The sequence below is a fragment of the Bradyrhizobium sp. SPXBL-04 genome (assembly GCF_051853035.1).
GTDB lineage: Bacteria > Pseudomonadota > Alphaproteobacteria > Rhizobiales > Xanthobacteraceae > Bradyrhizobium > Bradyrhizobium zhanjiangense.
Map to the genome: position 1 here is coordinate 2,485,689 of NZ_CP182472.1, position 23,278 is coordinate 2,508,966.

A 23,278-nucleotide genomic window follows, 5' to 3' on the forward strand; every position below is an offset into this window, starting at 1 on the left:
TTGCTCTGCTCATGGCATCGTCGCCAATCGCACTGCTATGGTCTTCGGGACGGACCGCCGCGTTCGCGTCTGGTCCCCTCCGACGGTTTGCTGTGGCAGTGACTTGGCGCTCGGTTGTTGACCGAGAAAATGCAGGCAAGTGTTGGATGCGATCTAGAGTGCTTCTTTTGGGGGCCGCAACAATTGGGCCGTCGCGAGCGGTGCAACCAAAGCGGCGAACCTTGAGCCAGGAGTGAAACTGCCACCGGCGGTGTGGGACTGGTCCACAGGCTATATTGGCGGACAGGTACGGTCGAACCTCCTTCACCAATCCCTTTGGTCAGTCGATCTATGGCGATGCCGACAGGTTCGATGTCACCCGCCACAACCCGCACCTGTCGATTGGCCAAGGGCCGCATTTCTGCTTGGGCGCTGCGCTGGCGCGCCTCCAATTGCGATGCGCCTTCCCCGCGCTGTTCGTGCGACTGGAGGATCTAGGGCTGATCATCGCCGCGGAGGACGTCGTCTACATGCCGTCTTACGTCATTCGCTGCCCGCAGCGCCCGCCGGTCACCTTCCGCCCTTCCATCGCGTAGAGACTGAAGTGCCACCATGTCCGAACAACCCTTGCCGACGCTGCCGATGTGGCGCGTCGATCACATCGAGCCCTCGCCCGAGATGTTGGTGCTACGCGCCAACGGTCCGATCCACCGCGTGCGCTTCCCGTCCGGGCACGAAGGCTGGTGGGTGACAGGCTACGACGAGGCCAAGGCGGTGCTGTCTGATGCGGCGTTCCGGCCCGCGGGAATGCCGCCGGCGGCATTCACCCCGGATTCGGTGATTCTCGGTTCGCCGGGCTGGCTGGTCTCGCACGAGGGGGACGAGCATGCCCGGTTACGCACGATCGTGGCGCCGTCCTTCACCAACCACAGGGTGAAGCTGCTCGCCCAGCAGGTCGAGGCGATCGCCGCGCAGTTGTTCGAGACGTTCGCGGCCCAGCCTCAGCCCGCCGACCTGCGGCGCCACCTCTCATTTCCCCTTCCGGCCATGGTCATCAGCGCGCTGATGGGCGTGCTCTACGAGGATCACGCCTTTTTCGCCGGGCTGTCCGACGAGGTGATGACGCACCAGCATGAAAGCGGCCCGCGCAGCGCGTCGCGCCTGGCTTGGGAAGAACTGCGCGCCTACATTCGCGGCAAGATGCGGGACAAGCGCCAGGATCCGGGCGACAACCTGCTAACGGATCTGCTCGCGGCGGTTGACCAGGGCAAGGCGACCGAGGAAGAGGCGATCGGCCTGGCGGCGGGCATGCTGGTGGCGGGCCACGAGAGCACCGTCGCGCAGATCGAATTCGGCCTGCTGGCCATGTTCCGCCATCCGCAACAGCGCGAACGCCTGGTCCGCGATCCATCCCTGGTGGACAAGGCGGTGGAGGAAATCCTGCGTATGTACCCGCCGGGCGCGGGCTGGGACGGCATCATGCGCTATCCGAGGACCGACGTGACCATCGCGGGCGTGCATATTCCCCCGGAAAGCAAGGTGCTGGTCGGCCTGCCGGCGACGTCGTTCGATACGCGCCATTTCGTCGACCCGGAAATCTTCGACATCGGACGCCAGGAAAAGCCGCACCTGGCGTTCTCCTACGGGCCGCACTCCTGCATCGGCGGCGCGCTGGCCAGGCTAGAACTCAAGGCGGTGTTCGGTTCGATCTTCCAGCGCTTTCCCGAGCTGCGCTTGGCCGTAGCGCCCGAAGAACTGAAGTTGCGCAAGGAGATCATCACTGGCGGGTTCGAGGAGTTCCCGGTGCTCTGGTGATGTGCGGACGCCGCTGGGGGATCGCGATCGTCTCCGCGATTTGCCGGCGTGCCTGCCGCGCACCGGTCAGATCAGCCAGCCAACAGGTAACCAGGATGGACGTGCAAGAAACAGCATGCCGGGACGCCTTCGCCGAACTGGCGTCGCCGGCGTGGATTCACGACCCGTATCCGTTCATGCGGTGGTTGCGCGAGCACGATCCGGTGCATCGCGCGGCGTCAGGCCTCTTTCTGTTGAGCCGACACGCCGACATCTACTGGGCTCTCAAGGCCACGGGCGATGCTTTTCGGGGACCGGCGCCCGGCGAACTGGCGCGCTATTTCCCGCGTGCGGCGAGAAGCCTGTCGCTCAATCTGCTGGCGTCCACGCTTGCGATGAAGGACCCACCGACGCATACGCGTCTGCGCCGGCTGATCTCGCGCGATTTCACCATGCGCCAGATCGACAACCTGCGGCCGAGCATCGCGCGCATCGTCGCAGCGCGCCTGGACGGCATGGCGCCCGCGCTGGAGCGCGGGGAGGCGGTGGACCTTCATCGGGAATTCGCGCTGGCCTTGCCCATGCTGGTCTTTGCCGAACTGTTCGGCATGCCCCAGGACGACATGTTCAGGCTCGCCGCCGGCATCGGCGCCATTCTGGAAGGCCTGAGCCCGCACGCCAGCGATTCCCAGCTCGCCGCGGCGGACGCGGCCAGCGCCAGACTGCAGGCCTACTTCGGCGACCTCATACAGTGCAAGCGCACCAATCCCCGCCACGACATCGTGTCGATGCTGGTCGGCGCACATGACGATGATGCCGACAGGCTGTCGGATGCGGAGTTGATCAGCATGCTTTGGGGCATGCTGCTGGGCGGCTTCACCACCACTGCTGCGAGCATCGACCATGCCGTCCTCGCGATGCTGACGTATCCCGAACAGCGGCACTGGCTGCAGAAGGACGCCGCGGGGGTGAGGGCATTCGTCGAAGAAGTCCTGCGCTGCGACGCGCCCGCCATGTTCAGCTCCATCCCGCGTATCGCCCAGCGCGACATCGAACTGGGCGGCGTGGTGATCCCGAAGAACGCGGACGTGCGCGTGCTGATCGCGTCCGGCAATCGCGACCCGGACGCCTTCGCCGATCCCGATCGCTTCGATCCCGCGCGGTTCTACGGCAGCGATCCTGGCATGTCGACCGACGGGAAGATCATGCTGAGCTTCGGCCACGGCATTCACTTCTGCCTCGGTGCGCAATTGGCTCGGGTGCAGTTGGCCGAGAGCCTGCCGCGGATCCAGGCCCGCTTCCCCACGCTGGCATTGGCCGAGCAGCCGACCCGGGAGCCCTCGGCGTTCCTTCGGACGTTCCGCGCGCTGCCGATGCGGCTGCATGCGCAAGGGAGCTGAGATGCGCGTCGTGGTCGACCAGGATCTGTGCGGAACCAGCGGGCAGTGCGTGCTGACGCTGCCAGGCACCTTTCGCCAGCGCGAACCGGACGGCGTGGCCGAAGTGTGCGTGGCGACGGTCCCGCAGGCGCTGCACGCCGCTGTGCGGCTCGCGGCGAGCCAGTGCCCGGTCGCCGCCATTCGGGTCATCGAAAGCGACGCTGGCGATGGCGAGCGCGCCAGCGCCGACCCTGCGCCTTCTCCAGCGGAGGCCGAGCGGCATGCCGCGAAAGACCAACACAATCTAGGATGACACGATGGGACGGTTTGAAGGCAAAGTGGCCGTGGTGACCGGCGCCGGCGCCGGCATCGGCAAGGCATGCACCCTTGCCATCGCGCGCGAGGGCGGCAGAGTGGTGGTGGCCGACATTGATGGCTCGGCGGCTATCGCCTGCACCGCGCAGATCGCGGCCGAAGCGGGCCACGCGCTCGCCCTGGCGATCGACATCGCCGATGCGCAGGCGGTGGCAGCGCTGTTCGCGACGGCGGAGCGGCACTTCGGTGGGGTCGACCTGCTGGTGAACAATGCGAGCGCCATGCATCTGACCCCGCGCGACCGCGCGATCCTCGAGCTGGACCTGGCGGTCTGGGATCAGACCATGGCGACCAATCTGCGTGGCACGCTGCTCTGCTGCCGGCAGGCCATCCCACGGATGATCGCCCGCGGCGGTGGCGCGATCGTCAACATGTCGTCGTGCCAGGGGCTCAGCGGTGACACCGCGCTGACATCCTACGCCGCGTCGAAGGCGGCGATGAACATGCTGTCGGCCTCGCTCGCCACCCAGTACGGTCATGCGCAGATCCGCTGCAATGCGGTTGCGCCCGGTCTGATCATGACCGAGCGTCTCCTCGCCAAGCTGGACGCGTGCATGCAAACCCATCTGCGCCGACATCAGCTCCTGCCGCGCGTCGGCCGCCCCGACGACGTGGCCGCGCTGGTGGCGTTCCTGCTCTCCGACGATGCTGCGTTCATCACCGGCCAGGTCGTGTGCATCGACGGCGGCATGCTGGCGCATGTGCCGACATACGCCGACGGTGGCAACAGCCGCGCCGCGCGGCTTGCCGGCGAGACCGCCGAAGCGGACGCGGCGCCGCGCTGCTGATGGACATGCTGCTCAACCCGCTGAACCGTCGGCATCGGCTGCGGCACGACATCCCGGTCGTGCCCGGCGCTTTTCCCTTGGTCGGGCATCTTCCCGCCATCGTCTGCGACCTGCCGCGCCTGCTGCGGCACGCGGAACGGACGCTGGGCAGCCACTTCTGGCTGGATTTCGGCCCTGCCGGACACCTGATGACCAGTCTGGATCCGGATGCTCTCGCACTGCTCCGGCACAAGGACGTGTCCTCGGCGCTGATCGAAGACATCTCGCCCGAATTGTTTGGCGGAACGTTGGTCGCCCAGGACGGCATCGCGCACCGGCAGGCGCGCGATGCGATCCAGGCGGCGCTTCTGCCCAAGGGGCTGACCCAGGCCGGCATCGGCGAGCTGTTCGCGCCCGTCATCCGGGCGCGCGTGCAGAGGTGGCGCGACCGGGGCGACGTCACCATCCTGCGCGAAACCGGCGATCTGATGCTCAAGCTCATCTTCAGTCTCATGGGAATCCCCGCGCAGGACCTGCCGGGATGGCATCGCAAGTACCGGCAACTGCTGCAGTTGGTCGTCGCGCCCCCGGTCGACCTGCCCGGACTGCCCTTGCGGCGCGGCCGCGCCGCCCGCGACTGGATCGATGCGCGGTTGCGCGAGTTCGTCCGCGCCGCGCGCGAACATGCCTCGCGCACCGGGTTGATCAACGACATGGTGAGCGCCTTCGATCGCAGCGACGATGCGCTTTCCGATGACGTCCTGGTCGCCAATATCCGCTTGCTGCTGCTTGGTGGTCACGACACCACCGCCTCGACGATGGCCTGGATGGTGATCGAGCTAGCGCGGCAGCCTGGGCTGTGGGACGCCCTGGTCGAGGAGGCGCAACGCGTAGGCGCGGTGCCGACCCGGCACGCGGACCTGGCGCAGTGTCCGGTCGCCGAGGCGCTGTTCCGCGAGACGCTGCGCGTGCATCCGGCGACGCCGCTCCTAGTGCGTCGCGCACTGCGTGAATTGCGACTCGGCCAACGGCGCATTCCTACGGGCACCGATCTGTGCATCCCGCTGCTGCATTTCTCGACCTCGGCGCTGCTGCACGAGGCGCCTGATCAGTTTCGGCTGGCGCGGTGGCTGCAACGCACCGAGCCAATCCGGCCGGTGGACATGCTGCAGTTCGGTACCGGCCCACACGTCTGCATGGGCTACCACCTGGCATGGCTGGAACTGGTGCAGTTCTGTATCGCCTTGGCGCTGACCATGCACGAGGCCGGGGTGCGGCCGCGGTTGCTGAGCGGCGTCGAAAAAGGCCGGCGCTATTACCCGACCGCACATCCGTCCATGACTATCCGCATCGGATTCTCATGAGCTGGCATCGCATGCCCCGTGTGGTGAGGCAGCGGCGCCGGCGACGCGCGGCATTGCTGCACTCGGCGCACGCGCTCGGTGTGAGGCCGGCAACACCGCGGCGGCTCGCCGCTCGCCGTGGCCGTCTCCTGGCAGGTACAAGGACATGAACAACATGCAGACCGGTTCCACGCCACACGACGACCGAGCTGGCGTTTCCGCGGACGGCGGATTGGGTGCGCAGGCGCGCGGCGCACCCGGCAGGCTGCTGCCCGAGATCTGGATGCAGGACGGCGCAAAGCGGGTCGAACAGGCGCTGGCGCGTCTTCTCTGCGCCGAAGACGACGGTGAGACCGAGCTGATGGCGGCGATGCGCTACGCCACCTTGCATGGCGGCAAGCGCACGCGCGCGTTGCTCTGTTTGGCTGCCGGCGCGCTGGCCGACACGCCGGCGCACATGCTCGATGACGTCGCTGCCGCCATCGAGATGATGCACGCCTGTACGTTGGTCCACGACGATCTGCCCGCGATGGACGACGACGTGCTTCGCCGCGGCCTTCCGACCGTGCACGTCAAGTTCGGCGAAGCCACCGCGATCCTGGTCGGCGATGCGCTGCAGGCGCACGCCTTCCTGACACTGGCGAGCCTGGATGCGCCGGGCGACAACCGTATCGCGCTCGTGCGCGAACTGGCGCAGGCGGTGTCCGTCGAGGGTGCTGCGGGCGGGCAGGCCATGGATCTGTCGCTGGTTGGAAAGCACGTCGAGCTGGACAGGATCCTGGTGATGCACCGGATGAAGTGCGGAGCGCTCGTTCGCGCATCCGTTCGCATGGGCGCGCTATGCGCCATCGCGGAGGATGCCGCGCACGCTGCGCTGTACTGTGCTCTCGATCGCTACAGCGCCTGTTTCGGCCTGGCGTTGCAGGTGATCGACGACATTCTCGACGCGACAGCGGATACCGCGACGCTGGGCAAGACCCCGGGCAAGGACGCGGCGGCGCGGAAGCCGACTTGCGCGTCGATCATGGGGCTGCAGGCAGCGCGCCAGTTCGTGCCGGATCTGTTGCGCGACGCCGGGGAGGCCGTCGCCCCGTTGGGGCCGCGTGCGGAACGGTTGGCGCAGATCCTGCAGCGGGCCAACGCGTATCTGTTCAAGCACGCGCCATGCGCATGAGCGCGCCCGTCCGCATGGAGTCGCCCCTGTGCCGCTGCGATCGGCCGGCGGCAGCGGTGCATGCTGCACTGTGTCCGAGTCCGCGGCGCCGATCGCAGCGGTTGCCCAGCACGGCCGCGACGGGCCTGCGGCGACGTGCGCGGCGTCTGCCCGATCCTGGTTCCCGTCAACCGTCTGCAGAAGGAACATCCCGCGTGAACGCGCTGGCTGAACAGATCCTTTCCGAATTGCGCCACCTGCTGAGCGAGATGCGCGATGGCGGCAGCGTCGGTCCATCCGTCTACGACACGGCGCGAGCTCTGCAGTTCCACGGCAACGTCACCGGTCGGCAGGACGCATACGCGTGGCTCATCGCGCAGCAACAGGCCGATGGCGGATGGGGAAGCGCGGACTTCCCGCTGTTCCGTCATGCGCCGACATGGGCGGCGTTGCTGGCATTGCAGCGTGTCGACTCTCTTCCCGGCGCTGCCGACGCTGTCCAGGCTGCAACGCGGTTCCTCCAGCGCCAGCCCGATCCCTATGCGCATGCGGTGCCGAACGACGCACCGATCGGCGCAGAGCTGATCCTGCCGCGGTTTTGCGACGAGGCTGCATCCTTGCCGGGCGGCGTGGCGTTTCCGCGCCACCCGGCGCTGTTGCCGTTGCGGCAAGCGCGGGTCAAGCTGGGGGCCGCGGCGAGGTTGCCGAGCGGCCATCCGTTGCTGCACTCCTGGGAAGCCTGGGGGACGTCGCCGACCACCGCATGGCCAGATGATGACGGCAGCATCGGCATCAGTCCGGCGGCCACCGCCGCGTGGCGTGCGCACGCCGTGACACAGGGAAGCACGCCGCAGGTCGGGCGCGCCGACGCGTATCTGCAGGCGGCATCGCGAGCGACGCGCAGCGGCATCGAAGGTGTCGTTCCCAACGTCTGGCCGATCAATGTGTTCGAGCCATGCTGGTCGCTGTACACCTTGCATCTGGCCGGTCTGTTCGCGCATCCCGCGCTCGCCGGGGCGGTACGCGTGATCGTCGCGCAGCTCGACGCCCGCCTGGGCGTGCGCGGTCTGGGCCCGGCCGTGCAATTCGCGGCAGATGCGGACGACACCGCCGTTGCGTTGTGCGTCCTGCGCCTTGCAGGCCGCGACCCGGCGGTCGATGCGTTGCGCCATTTCGAAATCGGCGAGCTGTTCGTCACCTTCCCCGGCGAGCGCAATCCCTCGGTGTCGACCAACATCCATGCCCTGCATGCGTTGCGACTGTTGGGAAAGCCCGCCGTCGGCACCAGCGCCTACGTCGAGGCCAATCGCAACCCGCACGGTCTCTGGGACAACGAAAAGTGGCACGTTTCGTGGCTGTATCCCACCGCGCATGCGGTCGCAGCGCTGGCGCAAGGCAAGCCTCGGTGGCGCGACGAGCGCGCGCTGGCGGCGCTGCTGCAGGCGCAGCGCGACGACGGCGGCTGGGGCGCCGGTCGCGCGTCCACACTCGAGGAAACTGCCTATGCGCTGTTCGCGTTGCACGTGATGGACGGGAGCGAAGAGCCGACAGGGCGGCGGCGCATTGCGCAGGCGGTGGCGCGTGCGCTCGAGTGGATGCTCGCCCGCCATGCGGCACATGCATTGCCGCAGACTCCGCTGTGGATCGGCAAGGAACTGTATTGCCCCACCCGGGTCGTGCGCGTGGCCGAACTCGCCGGGTTGTGGCTGGCGCTTGGTTGGGGGCGGCGCGTCCTGGCCGAGGGAACAGGAGCGGCGCCATGATTCAGACCGAACGCGCGCTGCAGCAGGTGCTGGAGTGGGGGCGTTCCCTGACCGGGTTCGCCGATGAGCACGCCGTGGAAGCGGTCAGGGGCGGCCAGTACATCCTGCAGCGCATCCACCCGAGCCTGCACGACATCAGCGCCCGCACCGGCCGCGATCCGCAGGACGAAACGCTGACCGTGGCGTTCTATCGCGAACTGGCGCTGCTGTTCTGGCTCGACGATTGCAACGACCTTGGCCTGATCGCGCCGGAGCAGCTCGCCGCGGTGGAGCAGGCACTGGGGCAGGGCGTGCCGTGCGCGCTCCCCGGATTCGAGGGCTGCGCTGTGCTGCGCGCTTCGCTGGCCGCGCTCGCCTACGATCGTCGCGATTATGCTCAGCTTCTCGACGATACCCGGTGCTACTGCGCGGCGCTGCGCGCCGGACACGCGCAGGCGGCAGGGGCGGGACGTTGGTCCTACGCCGAGTACCTGCACAACGGCATCGATTCGATCGCATACGCGAACGTGTTCTGTTGCCTGTCGCTGCTGTGGGGACTGGACATGGCGACCTTGCGCGCGCGTCCGGCGTTTCGCCAGGTCCTGCGGCTCATCTCCGCGATAGGGCGCCTGCAGAACGATCTGCATGGACACGCCATGGACAGGTCGGCCGGTGAGGCCGACAACGCGGCGATCCTGCTGCTGCAGCGATATCCGGCTATGCCTGTGGTGGAGTTCCTCAACGACGAGCTGGCCGGCCATACGCGCATGCTGGATCGGGTGATAGCGGAAGAACGCTTTCCCGCGCCCTGGGGACCGTTGATCGAGGCCATGGCGGCCATCCGCGCGCAGTACTACCAGACCTCGACCAGCCGCTACCGCAGCGACGCTGCGGGAGGAGGCTAACGTGCGCCGGCCTGAACGCGCGGGAGGCGGCGGCGTGCGCGCGCTGCCGTCGGTCCGATGCGACGGATGCCCTCGTTGTCCACCGTGGTAGAGAGTCCTTGGAAAGCGGATAGTTGGTCTATGGATTGCCGATGAAAGGGGCTGCCATCGCTCATCGCGAAATCCCAGAGATGCAGCTTCAGCAGCAGCAGAACTCCGCTTACGTTCTTGTGCGCGCTGTGGTTGGATGCCCGCAATACGCGTTGACGATAGAACTTCGATATATTCGTCCGAAGTCGACGTCAGCAGCGCAACGCCTGCCGCATTCAGGCCGCTGACTCAGCTTCCGGCAGCTGGAGCCAAGCTCAAGATTTTGGCGCTTGCTCAGAAAACCGCCTCTGTGTGTGACAAGGGTCCCTGTACGCGCCGCGCTGTGACAGTCTCTCTTGAGGGCGAAGTTCGAGACGGACGGCACTACATGCAGGTCCGTGTCTACTTTGAAGATACCGACGCCGGCCAGATTGTTTATCACGCGAATTTTTTGCCTTTCATGGAACGGGGCAGAACGAATTACTTGCGCCTGCTCGGCAATCAGCAAGCGCTGCTCGAGGAAACGCGGAACGATGCGCCAGGATTCGCCTTCGTTGCCCGTTCGATGACAATCGATTTTCTAAAACGGGCAGTCTTGGACGACCTGCTTGACATTGTCACGGTCCCGCAAGAGGTGAGAGGCGCGTCGATTGGCTTGCTGCAGGAGTGCAAGCGCCGCCGCCAACTTCAAGTGGTAGTGCGGGCGCGGCAGCGACAGCGCCGCTCCACCGCAACCGAACGGCGCCAAGTCGCGCTGCGATCCGAGTCTGACCGCTAAGTCCCGTGAGGCGGCAACCGGTTCGGGTAGTTGTGCCACGGCTTTTTGCGATGGGTGTATGCTACCGTCAGCTTCTTCCGCTGCTTTGAGGGCTGGCGTGGGAAGCTGCTTTGGCTCAGGGCGGCCTTTGAGGCGGCGAATGAGAATTTCCAGAAGGTTTTAACCGATCAGCTACCGACACCGATCAACCCGATGGGGTCTCCATCTCCATTCCCATCTCATTCCCATCTCCATCCATATCGTCTCCATCCCGATCTCCTTCTCGAATAGTGCCGCCTGCGTTACCCTGGCCTCACCCGACGAGCTATGCGGGGAGGTTGGCGATGACCGATTGAGAGAAGCGGTGTATCGAGGCGGGTGTTGAGCCTGCCAGAACCTCTCAAGGAGAGCGATACTCCATGAACGAGACTAAAATCCTCGCCTCCCGTCCGCCGTCAGAGGTTGACGATCCAGTGACAGAGATTCTGCGGAACGGAGCCCGCCAGCTGCTCGCTGGGGCCGTCGAGATCGAGCTGTAGGCGTTTCTGGAGACGACGGCAGAGCTGAAGCTGAAGTGGCGGGGTGGTGCGGCACGGCTTTGTTCTATCGCGCGGCATCTCGGCGGGCGATTTCCAGGAAGCACTCTTGGCGCTGCTCGGCGAGGATGTGCCCATCCTGCTGCGATCGGTGGTCTCAGGCCTGAAGGCGCAATGGCGGGGCGAGTACGAGCGCTAGCAGAAGCGCGATCTGTCGGCGCGGCGCTATTCTGCGTCTGAGCGGACCGCGTTTTGTTGCAGGCCTCCGATGGAGGACCACAGCGAATGCATACGGTTTTTGATCGGCGCGACGCGCGAGGGAAAGAAGGAGTTGATCGGCTTCCAGGTCGGCGTGCGCGCGAGCGCCCAGAGTTGGCGCGCGAACTTCTGATCGACATTCGCGGGTTGCATGTCGCGCCTGAACTGGAGGTCGGCGATGGCGCACTTGGCTTCTGGAAGGTCATGGACGAAGTCTTTCTCGCCACGCGGCGGCAGCGCTGCTGGTCGCACAAGACCGTCAGCGTGCTCAACAAGGCTCCGAACTCGGTGCAGAGCGGCATCAAGAGCGCTTTGCAAGGCATCCCATGGCCCTACACCGGCCTCCAAGTGCTCACCACGGCGTAGAGCCGGCAGCACCAGCACGGCTTTGGCTAAGCAATCGAACAGAATCACATGTTGCACTTTCATTTGTAGATTGCGTCCAACACCAATCACGATTCCGCGTTACATCTGAGTGGGAATCGTACCGCAGAAGCGCAGTTGGGGATCTAGCCATCTGATCCGGGTCCAGGCTGGACAGATCAGAACGACGTCATAGCCGAGCGGCTCGTCGGTTACGGCGGCTTCAATGGGATCGAGACGGCGGCGCAAAGCCATGGGGTTCAAATTGGTTCCGGCGTGTTACCGTCGAGCTTTGCATTTCGTGATCAGGCCCTTAGTGCGTGCAGACTAAGTGGCACAGACCTTGCTGTTAGACTGCAGCAAATAGCGAACGAGTGCTGAGGCGCACAGATGCGAGACACCGATGCTCCTTCCTTGAACCGATGTACCCCGCTCATGAGATGGAACACTTCCGCTTGTGACTTGGAGTGCCGTCGCGCTAGCGCGACGGCACCCGCATTTGCCGCGGATCTCGCTGGGAAGTCCGTATGCGACAAGCCGGTCGCGCCAGCGATCAGAGATCAGCTAGCACAAAAAATTGCCGGAGGTCGGGCATCAGGTTTTGGAGAGTAATATGCTGCTCGGCTTAGAATCATCATCTCCCCCAATCAAAGTGGAGAATTGGCTGCGTGGCCATCCCCTCGCGAGCCTCCAGCCCGGAACCATGTACGTCGTCGAATTCTGGGCAACTTGGTGCCCACCGTGTGTGGCGGCGCTGCCCGGTCTGGTGCATTTGCAAGAAAAATATATAAATAGCGGAATTGAGGTGCTCGGAATCGCAGCTCACGAACGGGCTCAAACAGCGGACGGGGCTCGAAATAATTTGGAGCCTGGTTGACCGAAAAGGTGCCGAATCTCAATTACCGGATAGGGTTCGACTCCACAGGTGAAATGGACAAGCTCTGGCTAGATCCCAGCTTTTCTGTTGGGATTCCCACCTCGTTCGTCGTCGACCGTGACGGCCGCATCGCCTTTGTTGGTGATCCGACACGTCTCGAAGACGTTTTGCCGAAAATTCTGATCGGCAGTTGGCGGACCAGCGATGAAGCTAAAGCCGCCGAAACAGAGCGGATCGCCGAAAACGAGCGCGCAATGCGCGAATGGCGCGCGCAAGAAGACGGTGATTGAGCCGCTTTCGTCAAAGTTATGCTAGCGATGGAGGCTGGAGATTGGGCGAAGGCGCTTCCGGCCATGGAAGAGGCGTGGCTCTAATTCGGGATGAGCTTTTCAGCTTGTTGGATGCGGGTTCTTTTTTGCGTCGAAAAAATGCGCGTCTTTCAGACTGGTTTTCAGGTTGCGAGCCAATTTGTTCGGGGCGTGATCGACAAGCACTTCGAGCTGTGAATTCAATCTTTCGTCTGCCGAGCGCCTCGCGACGGGAAAAACATCTCCGAACACATTCTGGTGCTGAATTTTCCGGGCGTGCCCTTTAGAGAAGGTAAGAATGAGCATGTTGATTGAACGTCGCTATAGTGCGCTCCGATCACATCGTCACCGATCCATCAATGAAACAAGTTGATCTCGGCACGCGGGAGCGATTGCTTCGCTGCGCGCAATAACAGGGCAAATGCGAGGCTGCGCTTAACCCCTGCAGCTGTGCGCGCCATCGATCCCGAACGCACCTTTTGGGACAATCGCGCGGATGTCCTTCGATGGCTCATGGCGATCTTGGGACCGCTGGGAGTGACCTTGCTCGTTCAAGATCGCGCCGCATGACGCGTTGACGAGAAAACTGCGCTCCTGCTACAGGACCATGCAGGGCATGATCTGCGGCCAACCGCCGGCGCTTGAGCTCATACTCGACAGCATCACCGCGCTCGAGGCACCCTTGAACGAAACGGGTGAACAAGATAAGCGATGCAGTTTAACGATACTTCCGTCCCACGCATGGATGCGCGATCCCTCTCAGCGTCGCGCAAGAGAATGCTGCTGAGACTCTGGATGGGTACCGCTCCGCGAGCGTTATGCCTGAATCATTAATGACAGTTGGGCTCCATGCCCCTCAGCTCCCACAGCGTCCCTTTGCAGTATAGTGAAGAGTGTTTCCCAGAGCGGAGTCCGGATTACGACTGAACAATTCGCCTGACATAGGACACGGTGCCCCGATCCGCGAAGCGGGACCGCTTGAACCGGTTTGTTACTTGGAAACTGACCGCTCCTGATCCCTGTCTATCACTGCCAGAGACTCTGTCTGCTGCAGTTGCTGTGGCATGTGGTCAACGCGTCAGCGTTGTCCACCATGTCGGCAGTCTTCGCGCCTGCATCCGTTCGCGCCAGACCGCCATCGGCGACGATAGCCGCGCGCCTGATGATGGCGGCGATTGACGTCGTTTCAGAAACGTCGACTGATACAGCTCCTTCGCCCTTCGACGTCCACGACCTCGGCGGTGGTCCGAGAGACGTGGCAGCGAAGGTGCTCGACTCCGAACACGCACAGCGCTGTTCGGTCGAGTGTAAGGATTCGCATGCCCGCCGTAAGGCCAACCGGCCCATTCACGATCCCGCGCATCTGCGCGTAGCGAAACGGAAACCGACAACGCAGCAACTCGCCGAAGCGTTTTGTTTTGCGATTTTTGACGGAGCTCTCCGCTCATTCAGGTCGCCAAGTCCACCGCGCCCGGGTTTATTGGAGTCGACCGGCGAGCCGCGTTCGAAAGGATGACGATGTTCATGTCAGGTGGCAGGTTTACACGATCGTGCGGCCCTCCACTTCGCCGGTGATACCTGCATGGGACGGACCCGCATTGGCTTGTTGCTCCAAGTTCGTCTTGCTGCCCGGGCTGCGATGTACTGCCGTACGCGAACGTTGTCCTCGCGAGCCTGTTATGAATGTGCACTATCTCAGGTTACCGATGTTTGCGTTCGACGCAGCCGCAGATCAGCCGCGCAATTTCTCGACTGCCATGTTCGCAGGTCTAACTTTGGGAAAGCTGACCAAGCGCCGAGCCAAGCCGCATTGCTCTCATATCTAGGACACCCTGCCGGTCCTCGCTTCGGGCCTGGAGCCCACTATCTACAAGACAATTGGGTTTCCCGTGTATTGTGGTCTGATGTCCAATTCGGCCCTTGACCGGGTGTAGTCATGGCACTGGGGAACGACCGACGAGAACGGTGAGCAAACCGCCGCCCCACAGGCGCGCCGCTGCTCTCTTGGCATCCTCCAACGTTACCGCATCGACGACGGCGTCGTGTTTTTCGAGATAGTCGATCGGCAGCTTATCAAGCTGATGCCGCAACAGCGTTCGCGCAAGCTTCGATGTTGTGTTGAGAGCTAGTATCTGCGAGCCCTTCAGGTAAGACTTTGCATCATCGAGTTCCTGCTGGGTCGGTCCTTTCTCGGCAAGGTAGCGGACCTGCCTCTCGATCTCTTCGACTGTCCCGCCGGCGCGGTCAGCCCGCGTGCCGCTATCGCCGACGAACACGGCTGAATGATCCATCCAGACCAGCTGCTCGCTGACGAAATAGGCCAACCCGCGCTTCTCGCGGACTTCGCGGAAGAGCCGCGAGGTCAAACCGCCGCCGCCAAGGATGTGGTTGACGACACAGGCTGCCATGAAATCCGGTTCGGTGCGCCGGACGCCGGGACCGCCGAACGTCACAAACGTCTGAGGCACATCGAGCGGAATGAAGATGCGCTGCGGCGGCTTTGCTGGGACCACGTCCGCAACCGGCGTCGAATTCGAGCTGGCCGGCAGGCCCCCAAAAGTCATGTCGAGCAATTTGCAGAGGACCTCTGGATCGATGTCGCCGACCACCGCTATCTTGAGTGTGTCTTTTGCGATTACGCTTCGGAGATAGCCCTTGAGATCTGCTACGTCGATCTTCGGCACGCTCTCGAGGGTGCCTTTGGCCTGCCGAGCATAAGGATGATCCTTGAAGGCCACCTCGAAGAATTTGCGATTTGCGAGCGATGCCGGATTGGTCGAGTCATGTCGAAGCTTCGCAAGCACGCCGGCACGAATTCGTTCGACATCGGCCGGGTCGAAACGTGGTGAGGTTAGCGCCATCCGTAAGAGGTCAAAGGCTTCCTCCTTGCTGTCCTTAAGCATGCGCAAGCTACCGCGGAAGTAGTCGCGATGCGATGCAAAGCTCAACTCAATGGCGCGGCCATCGAGCCGCTCATGAAACGTCTTGGAGTCAAGATCGCCGGAGCCTTCGTCGAGCAGGCTAGCCACCATGTGCCCAACACCGGGTTTCTCGGCGGGATCCTGCGTCGCGCCGCCGCCGAAGGCATATTCCACGGCGATCAGCGGGACAGTCGCATCCTGCACCAACGTTGCCTTTATACCGCAAGGCGAGACCAGGCGTTTGATCTTGGCCGCGGCAAGCGTGCTGGTGGCAGCAAGCAGACTTGGTGATGCGAGTATTGCGATTGAAGCCGACGCCCCGGCGAGGAGGACGTCACGTCGTGTGCAAGACTGGACCATTATCGCCTCTCCGCGTGTCTTTGGGTGGGTTCCTTGACGAGATGGCCTGTCACCGAGCGCTTTTTGTCGAGCCATTTGCGCGCGGCCGCGAGCACCTGCGCGGCACTGACTTCGCAGATGCTGTCCGGCCAGCCTCGGATCTCGTCGATGGTCAGTCCTGTCGTGAGCCGGCGGCCGTACCAGGCCGCAAGTTTTGCTTGGTCGTCCTGGGCATAGATTGCTTGAGCGAGCAGCCGCGTCTTGACCAGCTCGATATCTTCTGTGCGCGCAGGGTGCTGCGCAATGCGGGCAATTACGCCGTCGATGGCGTATTCAATCTGCCCGAACTCGATGCCGGGTTCTGGTGTAACAGAAATTGTGAGTAGCGACGAATCAAGCGCGGCGGGCTCGTAGCTCGCCGAGGCACTACTCGCGAGCTTCTTGTCGATCACCAACGCGCGATAGAGATATGAGTTGATGCCACCACCCATCAATTGCGCGAGCACGTCAAGCACCGGACTCTCGCCCGCGACCGCAGTGCGCGCCGACGGCACCAGATAGTAGCGGTGCAGGACTGGCTGTTCAACGCGGGGATCGGCCAGCGTCACGGTGCGCGGCGCGGCCGGAGGCGGTTCCTGAGGTCGCAAGCGTTCCGCCGGGATCCGTGGTTGAGGGGGGATGCCGCCAAAACTCGTCTCCACCAGCGGGCGGATCGCGCCCGCATCTACGTCACCGGCGATGACTAGGATAGCGTTGTTTGGTGCATAGAACCGCTTGTAGAAGCCGAGCGCGTCTTCACGGCCAAGCTTTTCGATCTCCTGCCGCCAGCCGATAATGAGGCGGCCGTAGGGGTGGTTGAGGTAAAGCGCCGCCATCATCTGCTCCTCGAGCCGCGCACTTGGCTCGTTGGCGACGGCCATATTTAATTCCTCGAGCACGACGTCGCGCTCGGATAGCACGTCCTCATCTTTAAGAATGAGATTGGTCATGCGGTCGGCCTCAAATTCCAGCATCTTGCCGAGATGCTCGCGCGGAACATGCTGGAAATAGCCTGTATAGTCGGTGCCGGTGAAAGCATTTCGGTAGCCGCCGACGCGGAGCACGGCCTGGGAAAATTCACCCGGCGGATGTTTCGATGTGCCCTTGAACATCAGATGTTCAAGGAAATGCGCCAGCCCCGATTTTCCGGGTGGCTCGTCCGCCGAGCCGACCTTATACCAGATCATCTGAGTTACGACGGGCGTCCGATGATCCGGTATCACCACAACCTCGAGCCCATTCTGAAGCGCAAAGCTGGCTGGTCGATCCCACCTGGCCTGAGCAAGGACGCCGCCCTCGTGAGGACCGTATTGGTTAGGAGTAGTGTTATCCCTCGTTCTATCTTCGACCAGCGTAGTCCGTGTCGTCGGGAAGGCACCGGCGGCGATCTCTTTCGTGTTGGCGGTGACCGAACTCCGATCGCTCATGGTAACGCCTTTCGTTCCGTATATATGCACCGACTGTGGCGGCAGGCAGCCGCACACCGTCCGAAATGCAATGAAGCAAAGGCTGGGCCATCTGCCATGGCCTGCGCCAGGGTGCGCGCTACCTGGATATAGCAGGACCAACGCTTATCCTGTCCAAAGGGCCGCTGTCGCCATGTCGTGAACACGACATGGCGCAAGGAGCCTTACAATTTGGCGAGATTGTAGAGCGACAACTTGCTCACATAGACTCGGCTGAGACTTGATACGACAACTCAACTTGTTGCAGCTTGCCACTACACGTTTCGCTGCTGTGTCTTTTCCATATTCTGAAGCTACTACTCTGACGGTTGGTTCGCACGGCAACGCTAGAGCCAACGAGCGCCAGCTCCTTCCGGTTCAACCGTCGTGGGCGCGCGCTGAAAGCGGCGAGGACGCTCTCAAGGATTCGCCGTCTGGCTTGGCCATTGAATCGCTTACTTCCGTCAATGGTGTCAGCATCCATCAACGACCAAGAACTTCTGATTCAACTAGGGTCCACGTTTTGCACGTCGGACGACATGTAAGTTGGACCGCGCCCCGAGGGCTCCTTCAAATGATGCGAACCCGTTATTGTGAGATGAGACACGATCCGCTCAAGAATAGGAATACTCTTGTTCGGCGAGCCGATGACTTCATGACGCCTCCTTCTTCGAACGGTTGGTGCGTCGTATCCGCTTGCGAAGCTGGCTGATTTGTTCGTCCGAGAGCTCGATCTGCCATGGTTGGCCTTTGGCCAAGTGGCGACCTGCCAGCAATCCGCGCGCAAGATAATCGAACACGGTTTGCGGAGTTACTCCACTGACCGGAGTCCAAGATAGGTAACGGTCGGGCCGAAGGCGAATCGGAACCCGCGAATTCCTCCTGGCGTTGCCGCGGTGCCAACATGGAGGAACTAGCATGGCAAAGTCGAAAAAGCAGACCACGCGCGGCCGCAAGCAGGACCGGGCGCGGGTGGCGGGCGAACAGGATTACGAGGTTCGCTACGAAGCAAAAAGACGCGCCGCTCGGCTTCCGCAGTGAAGAAGGCGGTCAAGAAGGTGGGCAGCAGCCGCAAGAAGGTTGAGCGGCGGCTCGGCCGATGATGTCGAAGCCGTACTTGCTGTCGTCGTCCAGATGCGCAAGCGACTGATGTATCATGCCAGCTAACGGCAGCAGATGCAGCGGCGGCTTCTTACAAGCCGAAACCGCCTGCGGACTATCTGCGGCTCACGTTCGAGCTTCTGCATCGATCTTATCGACACAGACATTGCGAGGCTTGTGTCTCGTCGTGCTCGTGGCACGGCGAGACGCCATCCTGTTAGGAACGAGCGCCCTTAAGGCCAGTTCAATGACGAGTCTTGCGTGCCCTCCTTCCGCGAGAGGCTGGAGCGTTCCTTTTACATTTGATCTTCGGATGGCGGCTCAGGGGGCCAGACATGCGGCAAGGGCTGCCTGAGCAGCTCTTCCGATTGCGCGATTTGCTTCCCCTAGTGCATCTTGCGGCGGACCCCTCCGGGGCTTGGCGATCAGTCTGGCGGCTCTAGGCCGGGCGAGCTAATCCACGTGTTGATGAAGGAGCCGGCTTCCGCGATCCTGGCTCGCTTAAGCAACTCGTCCCGTTCTTTCCCGGCAGGCAACCGACTGGCCTGCTGTTTAAGCTTCAGCGCCTGTTCGGCCATTCTTTCATCAAGAGATCGGGTTTGCGTTATGCGGCGGCGCTCGGTCATGAAGTTAGCTCCATAGGCTCGCCTCCAACGACTGGTACGGTTGCTAAGTTCCGGCTCAAAGCTGATGGTCGGAGAGACGGCCCCGGCTCGTAGGGGTGAGGGGGATATGACCGGGGCCGCTCCGCCGGCTCGGGCGGCGAGCCAGCTAATGACAATGACCAGCCGGTCCCCCAGTTCCTACCTGGGCAGATCTTCGCCCGGCGGCATCAGCCTAACGTAGGGGGTAGGCGATGTCGGCGATGGCCGCCGGCAGCGTGTGGTAGTACGGCACGGGCAACAACTCGGCTTCGCGGTCGGCAAGCCAGCCCTTGGCGGCGGCGCCTTGGCACTTCGGGCAGTGCCGGTTGGTTGGTTGAAGCGGAGGCCGTTCTTTTTTTTCCGCCACGGGTCGACCCGTTTAACCCTGATGCGACATGGCGTGTGATCGCTGATGTAAGCGTGACGGGATGGATTTCCGGGTTTCCTGTGGCGACAATATCCCTTGCCAAGCTTGCCAAGCGGCCGTGCCGCGATGATCGCTCCGCTTCTTCGCGTGCGAGTCGCTGCTTCTCGCGTACGCGATTATCAAGTTCGTTGGAGTTCGTTCCTAGCTTTAAGGTCACGTCGGGAATGCAGGTCAATGTGTTGGGCGCCGAGCGTCGGCGGCGATGGAGTTACGACGAGAAGGTCCGCCTTGTCCAAGAGACCTTGCAGCCCGGCGAGACGATCTGCGGGGTGGCACGCCGGCACGGGGTGGCTCATAGCCTGCTGTTCACCTGGCGTCGACAAGCGCGGCAGCGGCGACTGGGCGGAGATGCTGCGCCTGCTCTTATTTCCGTCGAGATCACACCCGTAGTGGCTCCGATCTCGAGCGGCGCACCACAACTGGCGTCTTCACCGCCTGCGCAGCGTGCAAGGGCTGGAATCATCGAGATTGATCTCGAGGCGGTTGGACAACTGTCGGGTTGTCATGAGATCATTCAATCCGATCGACCGGCCTCCCTTAAGTGACGGCAGAAGAGGCTTCACCGAACCGTGAGCTCCCAGATGATGCGAATGTGCCCACCTTCAATCGATGGTCGGAAAATATGCATGTTTCTAACGCGCAGCTTACTGTCATCGATCATGTTCAGCACGCGCCCAATATCTCCCTGATCAGAAAAGACGACATACATTAGGCCATCAGCCTTGAGCCAATTATGCGCTCCCCCCAGAGCTGAGGCCATGGCGCTGTGACCTTCGTCAAAGCAAGAGCGCTCCAGGTCGTCCTTTGCTTTTCGGTTCCAGTACGGGGCGGCAAACAGAATAAGGTCGAACTTTTCTTTAGGCTGTAGCGCAGAATAAATGTCACTGAGGCGCACTTCTGCGTGATCGGAATAACCTAACCGCTCGATGTTTGTCTTTGTGGTGAGAACGGCTTGCGGATTAATGTCTAGAGCCACCAGGCGTTCTGCCCCGGCGCGGAGTGCCGCCAGCCCCAGCACGCCTGATCCGCATCCTAGATCCAATATTGTCGCTCCAGATTGGATGTGCCACTTCGATATCAAGGCGTCGGGAGCGTGACTCAGGCGTGGCGACAGAACGCCAGGGAGAATGTGCAACAGCATACCGCACACTTCCACATCGTGCGGGTGTTCGCACGACCGGAGGTCAGCAATCATTGCGTCTACATCGGACGTTTGGCGCCGCGGCGATACGGCTAGGGGTGCAGTCATTTCAACTCTCCAGTTCGCTAGCGCGCGCTTTGCCTGATCGTCGTCCCATCCGATCAATGGATCGCCCTATTCGGCGAGTACGGTAGCTGTCGCACGCTCGGTGCTCTGTACAGGGTCCGTTTTAGAGACGCTGCGAGCATGGTTTTCCCGTCCTGTCTGAATGCGCGTCGCGCCTTCGCTGACTATCGTCTCCTCCAATAGCAACGGCCGTGCCATCGGCATTCAAAGCGCGCTTGGCTTCTGATTTTCCTTGAAGAACGGCTGCCGGCAGGCTCTGGCGTGTTCTGCCGCTCCAGCGAGCGTGTCCGCGCCGGTGTCGCAAACCCAACACGGTATAACCGAGTTGGCGTACGAATGGCTTCGTGTCGCAGCTATTCTCACGGCAGGTTCGATTATAAATCAGAAGTTGCGATCTTCATTGAAAACTGACGTTTCGACGAAAGCTCGTCGTGAACGGGCAAGACTTCGCTCAATTCGCGGTTTTGATGCCGCCCCAAATGACTATCTAGCTGATCTAAGGTGTCAATCGGCTTGCAAATTTGGCTCCGACGCAAGTTTGGTGCAGCGCCGACTATTGTGCACCGATTAGCCTAGCCTGAAGCAGATCTATTTTGCCGCGGCCGTACATTTGACGTCGGACGAGCTTGAGGCGCGTGATCTGACCTTCAGTCTGGCTGTTGGACCAGGGTGAAGTGATTGCCGCCCGTACCGCCGCCTCATCTTTCGCGACTCCGCTGGCAAACGAGGCAACGAGATTGGCACGGGCGCGCTCGATCCATGGCTGGCGCCCCTCGGCGTGGGCCAACGCCGAAAGGGCGCGCGGGAGAGGCGATCAGTCCGTCGGCTGCGGTCCGTCGTAGCCTTCGGTTACGATGATGTCGATGTCTACGGCGCCCGCGCGCAATGCCTTCGCCTTGGCATATTCGGGCGACCGGTAGCAGGCGAGCGCGGTCGCATAGTCCTTGAACTCAAGCACTATGTCGCGGACGCGCGCCTTGCCTTCCACCGCCTCGAATGTGCCGCCGCGCACCAGAAATTTCGCGCCGTATTTGCGAAGCACCTCCTGGGGGGGGCGACGCCGTAGGCCTGGTACCTTCCGGCTTAATGACATCGACGCGGGCAACCCAATATCCCTTCGGCATGTTGTCCTCCTTACCTCTGCCCCACCTCATCCGGAGCCAGCCCCGCGCGAACCGCCCTCCCTGCATCGTCTTCATGCTCTTGCGGATAGCCAAAGTAGATCAAGACCCCGTCGCATGCACTTCGCCACGGAGCCGCCGAAGCGCTGCACGGCCTCCGCGATAATTTCCGATAGGCCGAAATTACTTCACGCAAATCCTCGGAGGTCGATGCGCGCGGAAAGCGCTGTCGAACCGACGAGGTCCGAGAACATCACTGCGACTTGTCGGCGCTCAGCAACGTCGCGCGGTGGGACGGGAGCTGCCGTCACTGGGCTAAGCTGTGGTGCACCCTTTAGTTCGGCGACCGCGCGCAGTAGCTGATGGCGATGACCTAGCGACGCGACGCCAATCTTTTCATGGTCTTGATCGCTCAGATCAGGCAAAATATCAAAGGTGATGTCATTCTCGGCAAGCGTTGCGCGTATTGCCCGAGACCAAGCTTCTGAAGCCAGTTCGGAATCTGCTGCATCGCGGCACCTCTCCGGGCTCAGCGCTATCCGTTCTGAACTGGGAGGACTTCAGCTCTAGCACACGCGCGAGCCTACAGTAGCCTCAAGGAAGAGGCCTCATGTCCGGTCAGGGTCTTGGTCGTGTAAAAACGCGGTCCCTAGGCAGTCGAGCGGAAGCCATGACCGGCTTGGTGTCAGGCCGCGATCGCAGCCATCAGCGGCTTGATCCCACGATGTTCATGACCCGTGTCAGATTGTAGGCCAGGACGGAGAGCGCCATTTCCGCCGCTTTCGCAAGCGTTTTGTTCAGGAAGTGTGTCGCTCCCATGCGGGCCTTCATGGTGCCTAACGGATGCTCGACTGTTTCGCGACGCTGACGCATGGCGTGTGGGTTTGCATCAAGGTGATGCTGCGCAACCTTGATCAGATACTCGTGCTCCCATCGCGTAAGCCGCGCCGACATGTAAGGTTTTCGGGGGAACTCAAGGACCTGGTCCTAAGCCTGCCACCCCGCGAATTGTTGGGCTACATCTGGACACTACGGCGGTGGCTGGGATGTTCGCCAATGGCAGTAGTCGCGCGAGCCATCGCGCCGAGATGAATACGGTCCAATTCGTGCTGGAATATCCGTGGGCGGCTGTGGCTGGACAGCGGCCAGTATATGGAGGTTATTCTCGCGGCGCGAAACGCGGGGGCGAGCTCAGGTGGTGGAAGAGAACGCCACCGCTATGGTCGATGCGCTTCGGCAGAGCCAAATCGATGCTCTCGTAATTGACCCGTTCATCAGCTCGCACCGTGTGAACGAGACCTGAGGGCGGGATTTTTCATAGTGACCGTCAATCTCGCGCATAAGCAGGTAGCGCCGCAGCACTGCCGCC

At 62.5% G+C, this 23,278-nt stretch carries 22 protein-coding genes and 4 pseudogenes; 16 read left to right on the top strand and 10 right to left on the bottom strand.

Annotation, left to right across the window (positions count from 1 at the left end; genetic code table 11):
- Nucleotides 1-275 precede the first annotated feature (275 nt).
- The 14 genes from ACNJX8_RS11410 to ACNJX8_RS11475 all read left to right on the top strand — a co-directional run bounded on the left by ACNJX8_RS11410 (nt 276) and on the right by ACNJX8_RS11475 (nt 12,587).
- Nucleotides 276-575: a cytochrome P450 gene (locus tag ACNJX8_RS11410; RefSeq protein ID WP_439360683.1), complete on the top strand. Its 300-nt coding sequence runs from the start codon at nt 276-278 to the stop codon at nt 573-575.
- A 16-nt stretch (nt 576-591) separates the two neighbouring features.
- On the top strand, nt 592-1,794 hold the full coding sequence (locus ACNJX8_RS11415) for a cytochrome P450 (RefSeq protein ID WP_439360684.1): 1,203 nt from the start codon (nt 592-594) through the stop codon (nt 1,792-1,794).
- 95 nt (nt 1,795-1,889) lie between these two features.
- Nucleotides 1,890-3,173: a cytochrome P450 gene (locus ACNJX8_RS11420; RefSeq protein ID WP_439360685.1), complete on the top strand. Its 1,284-nt coding sequence runs from the start codon at nt 1,890-1,892 to the stop codon at nt 3,171-3,173.
- A 1-nt stretch (nt 3,174) separates the two neighbouring features.
- Complete coding sequence (locus ACNJX8_RS11425) at nt 3,175-3,465, top strand: ferredoxin (protein WP_439360686.1); 291 nt, start codon at nt 3,175-3,177, stop codon at nt 3,463-3,465.
- A gap of 4 nt (nt 3,466-3,469) precedes the next feature.
- The gene (locus tag ACNJX8_RS11430) at nt 3,470-4,315 is read left to right on the top strand and encodes an SDR family oxidoreductase (protein WP_439360687.1); all 846 of its coding nucleotides are present in this window, start codon (nt 3,470-3,472) and stop codon (nt 4,313-4,315) included.
- A complete protein-coding gene (locus ACNJX8_RS11435; protein WP_439360688.1) occupies nt 4,315-5,658 on the top strand; it encodes a cytochrome P450 in 1,344 nt (447 codons plus the stop codon). The genes ACNJX8_RS11430 and ACNJX8_RS11435 overlap by 1 nt, the downstream gene beginning before the upstream one ends.
- 154 nt (nt 5,659-5,812) lie before the next feature.
- Nucleotides 5,813-6,811, top strand: a complete 999-nt coding sequence (locus ACNJX8_RS11440) for a polyprenyl synthetase family protein (protein WP_439361886.1) — start codon at nt 5,813-5,815, stop codon at nt 6,809-6,811.
- 194 nt (nt 6,812-7,005) lie between these two features.
- Nucleotides 7,006-8,553 carry a hypothetical protein gene (locus ACNJX8_RS11445; RefSeq protein ID WP_439360689.1) on the top strand — a complete coding sequence of 516 codons (1,548 nt, stop codon included), beginning with the start codon at nt 7,006-7,008 and terminating at the stop codon, nt 8,551-8,553.
- Nucleotides 8,550-9,437 (top strand): terpene synthase family protein, encoded by an 888-nt coding sequence (locus ACNJX8_RS11450; protein ID WP_439360690.1) that lies wholly within the window; start codon nt 8,550-8,552, stop codon nt 9,435-9,437. The genes ACNJX8_RS11445 and ACNJX8_RS11450 overlap by 4 nt, the downstream gene beginning before the upstream one ends.
- Before the next feature lie 412 nt (nt 9,438-9,849).
- Complete coding sequence (locus ACNJX8_RS11455) at nt 9,850-10,284, top strand: YbgC/FadM family acyl-CoA thioesterase (RefSeq protein WP_439360691.1); 435 nt, start codon at nt 9,850-9,852, stop codon at nt 10,282-10,284.
- A 561-nt stretch (nt 10,285-10,845) separates the two neighbouring features.
- Nucleotides 10,846-10,998, top strand: coding sequence for a hypothetical protein (locus tag ACNJX8_RS11460; protein WP_439360692.1), 153 nt, complete (start codon nt 10,846-10,848; stop codon nt 10,996-10,998).
- Between the two features lie 173 nt (nt 10,999-11,171).
- Nucleotides 11,172-11,423 (top strand): hypothetical protein, encoded by a 252-nt coding sequence (locus ACNJX8_RS11465; protein WP_439410333.1) that lies wholly within the window; start codon nt 11,172-11,174, stop codon nt 11,421-11,423.
- 700 nt (nt 11,424-12,123) lie between these two features.
- Nucleotides 12,124-12,297 (top strand): TlpA disulfide reductase family protein, encoded by a 174-nt coding sequence (locus tag ACNJX8_RS11470; protein WP_439361887.1) that lies wholly within the window; start codon nt 12,124-12,126, stop codon nt 12,295-12,297.
- A complete protein-coding gene (locus tag ACNJX8_RS11475; protein ID WP_439360693.1) occupies nt 12,294-12,587 on the top strand; it encodes a hypothetical protein in 294 nt (97 codons plus the stop codon). Before ACNJX8_RS11470 ends, ACNJX8_RS11475 begins: the two co-directional genes overlap by 4 nt.
- A 99-nt stretch (nt 12,588-12,686) precedes the next feature.
- On the opposite strand, the gene ACNJX8_RS11480 is transcribed toward ACNJX8_RS11475, so the two are convergent.
- The 3 genes from ACNJX8_RS11480 to ACNJX8_RS11490 all read right to left on the bottom strand — a co-directional run bounded on the left by ACNJX8_RS11480 (nt 12,687) and on the right by ACNJX8_RS11490 (nt 17,130).
- Nucleotides 12,687-12,911, bottom strand: a complete 225-nt coding sequence (locus ACNJX8_RS11480; RefSeq protein ID WP_439360694.1) for a hypothetical protein — start codon at nt 12,909-12,911, stop codon at nt 12,687-12,689.
- A gap of 1,628 nt (nt 12,912-14,539) precedes the next feature.
- The gene (locus ACNJX8_RS11485) at nt 14,540-15,886 is read right to left on the bottom strand and encodes a M16 family metallopeptidase (RefSeq protein WP_439361888.1); all 1,347 of its coding nucleotides are present in this window, start codon (nt 15,884-15,886) and stop codon (nt 14,540-14,542) included.
- On the bottom strand, nt 15,886-17,130 hold the full coding sequence (locus ACNJX8_RS11490; protein ID WP_439361889.1) for a M16 family metallopeptidase: 1,245 nt from the start codon (nt 17,128-17,130) through the stop codon (nt 15,886-15,888). The genes ACNJX8_RS11485 and ACNJX8_RS11490 overlap by 1 nt, the downstream gene beginning before the upstream one ends.
- 1,137 nt (nt 17,131-18,267) lie before the next feature.
- On the opposite strand from ACNJX8_RS11490, the pseudogene ACNJX8_RS11495 reads away from it, so the two are divergent.
- Nucleotides 18,268-18,452, top strand: a pseudogene (locus tag ACNJX8_RS11495) (DUF3606 domain-containing protein).
- A 423-nt stretch (nt 18,453-18,875) separates the two neighbouring features.
- Here the strand turns inward: ACNJX8_RS11495 and ACNJX8_RS11500 are convergent.
- Together ACNJX8_RS11500 and ACNJX8_RS11505 are read right to left on the bottom strand one after the other, a co-directional pair.
- Nucleotides 18,876-19,076, bottom strand: a complete 201-nt coding sequence (locus ACNJX8_RS11500) for a hypothetical protein (protein WP_439360695.1) — start codon at nt 19,074-19,076, stop codon at nt 18,876-18,878.
- 223 nt (nt 19,077-19,299) lie between these two features.
- Nucleotides 19,300-19,422 (bottom strand): annotated as a pseudogene (locus ACNJX8_RS11505) (transposase zinc-binding domain-containing protein); the annotation flags it as partial.
- A gap of 263 nt (nt 19,423-19,685) precedes the next feature.
- On the opposite strand from ACNJX8_RS11505, the gene tnpA reads away from it, so the two are divergent.
- Nucleotides 19,686-20,066, top strand: a complete 381-nt coding sequence (gene tnpA, locus ACNJX8_RS11510) for an IS66-like element accessory protein TnpA (RefSeq protein ID WP_439360696.1) — start codon at nt 19,686-19,688, stop codon at nt 20,064-20,066.
- 14 nt (nt 20,067-20,080) lie between these two features.
- On the opposite strand, the gene ACNJX8_RS11515 is transcribed toward tnpA, so the two are convergent.
- The 5 genes and pseudogenes from ACNJX8_RS11515 to ACNJX8_RS11535 form a co-directional block, all read right to left on the bottom strand.
- Nucleotides 20,081-20,662 (bottom strand): methyltransferase, encoded by a 582-nt coding sequence (locus ACNJX8_RS11515; protein WP_439410334.1) that lies wholly within the window; start codon nt 20,660-20,662, stop codon nt 20,081-20,083.
- A 679-nt stretch (nt 20,663-21,341) separates the two neighbouring features.
- Nucleotides 21,342-21,548 (bottom strand): annotated as a pseudogene (locus tag ACNJX8_RS11520) (ISL3 family transposase); the annotation flags it as partial.
- 54 nt (nt 21,549-21,602) lie between these two features.
- A pseudogene (locus ACNJX8_RS11525) lies at nt 21,603-21,912 on the bottom strand (DUF1330 domain-containing protein).
- 185 nt (nt 21,913-22,097) lie between these two features.
- Complete coding sequence (locus ACNJX8_RS11530) at nt 22,098-22,448, bottom strand: hypothetical protein (RefSeq protein ID WP_439361890.1); 351 nt, start codon at nt 22,446-22,448, stop codon at nt 22,098-22,100.
- 166 nt (nt 22,449-22,614) lie between these two features.
- Entirely contained in the window at nt 22,615-22,863 is a 249-nt protein-coding gene (locus tag ACNJX8_RS11535) for a hypothetical protein (protein ID WP_439360698.1), read from the bottom strand.
- Nucleotides 22,864-23,278: the final 415 nt, after the last annotated feature.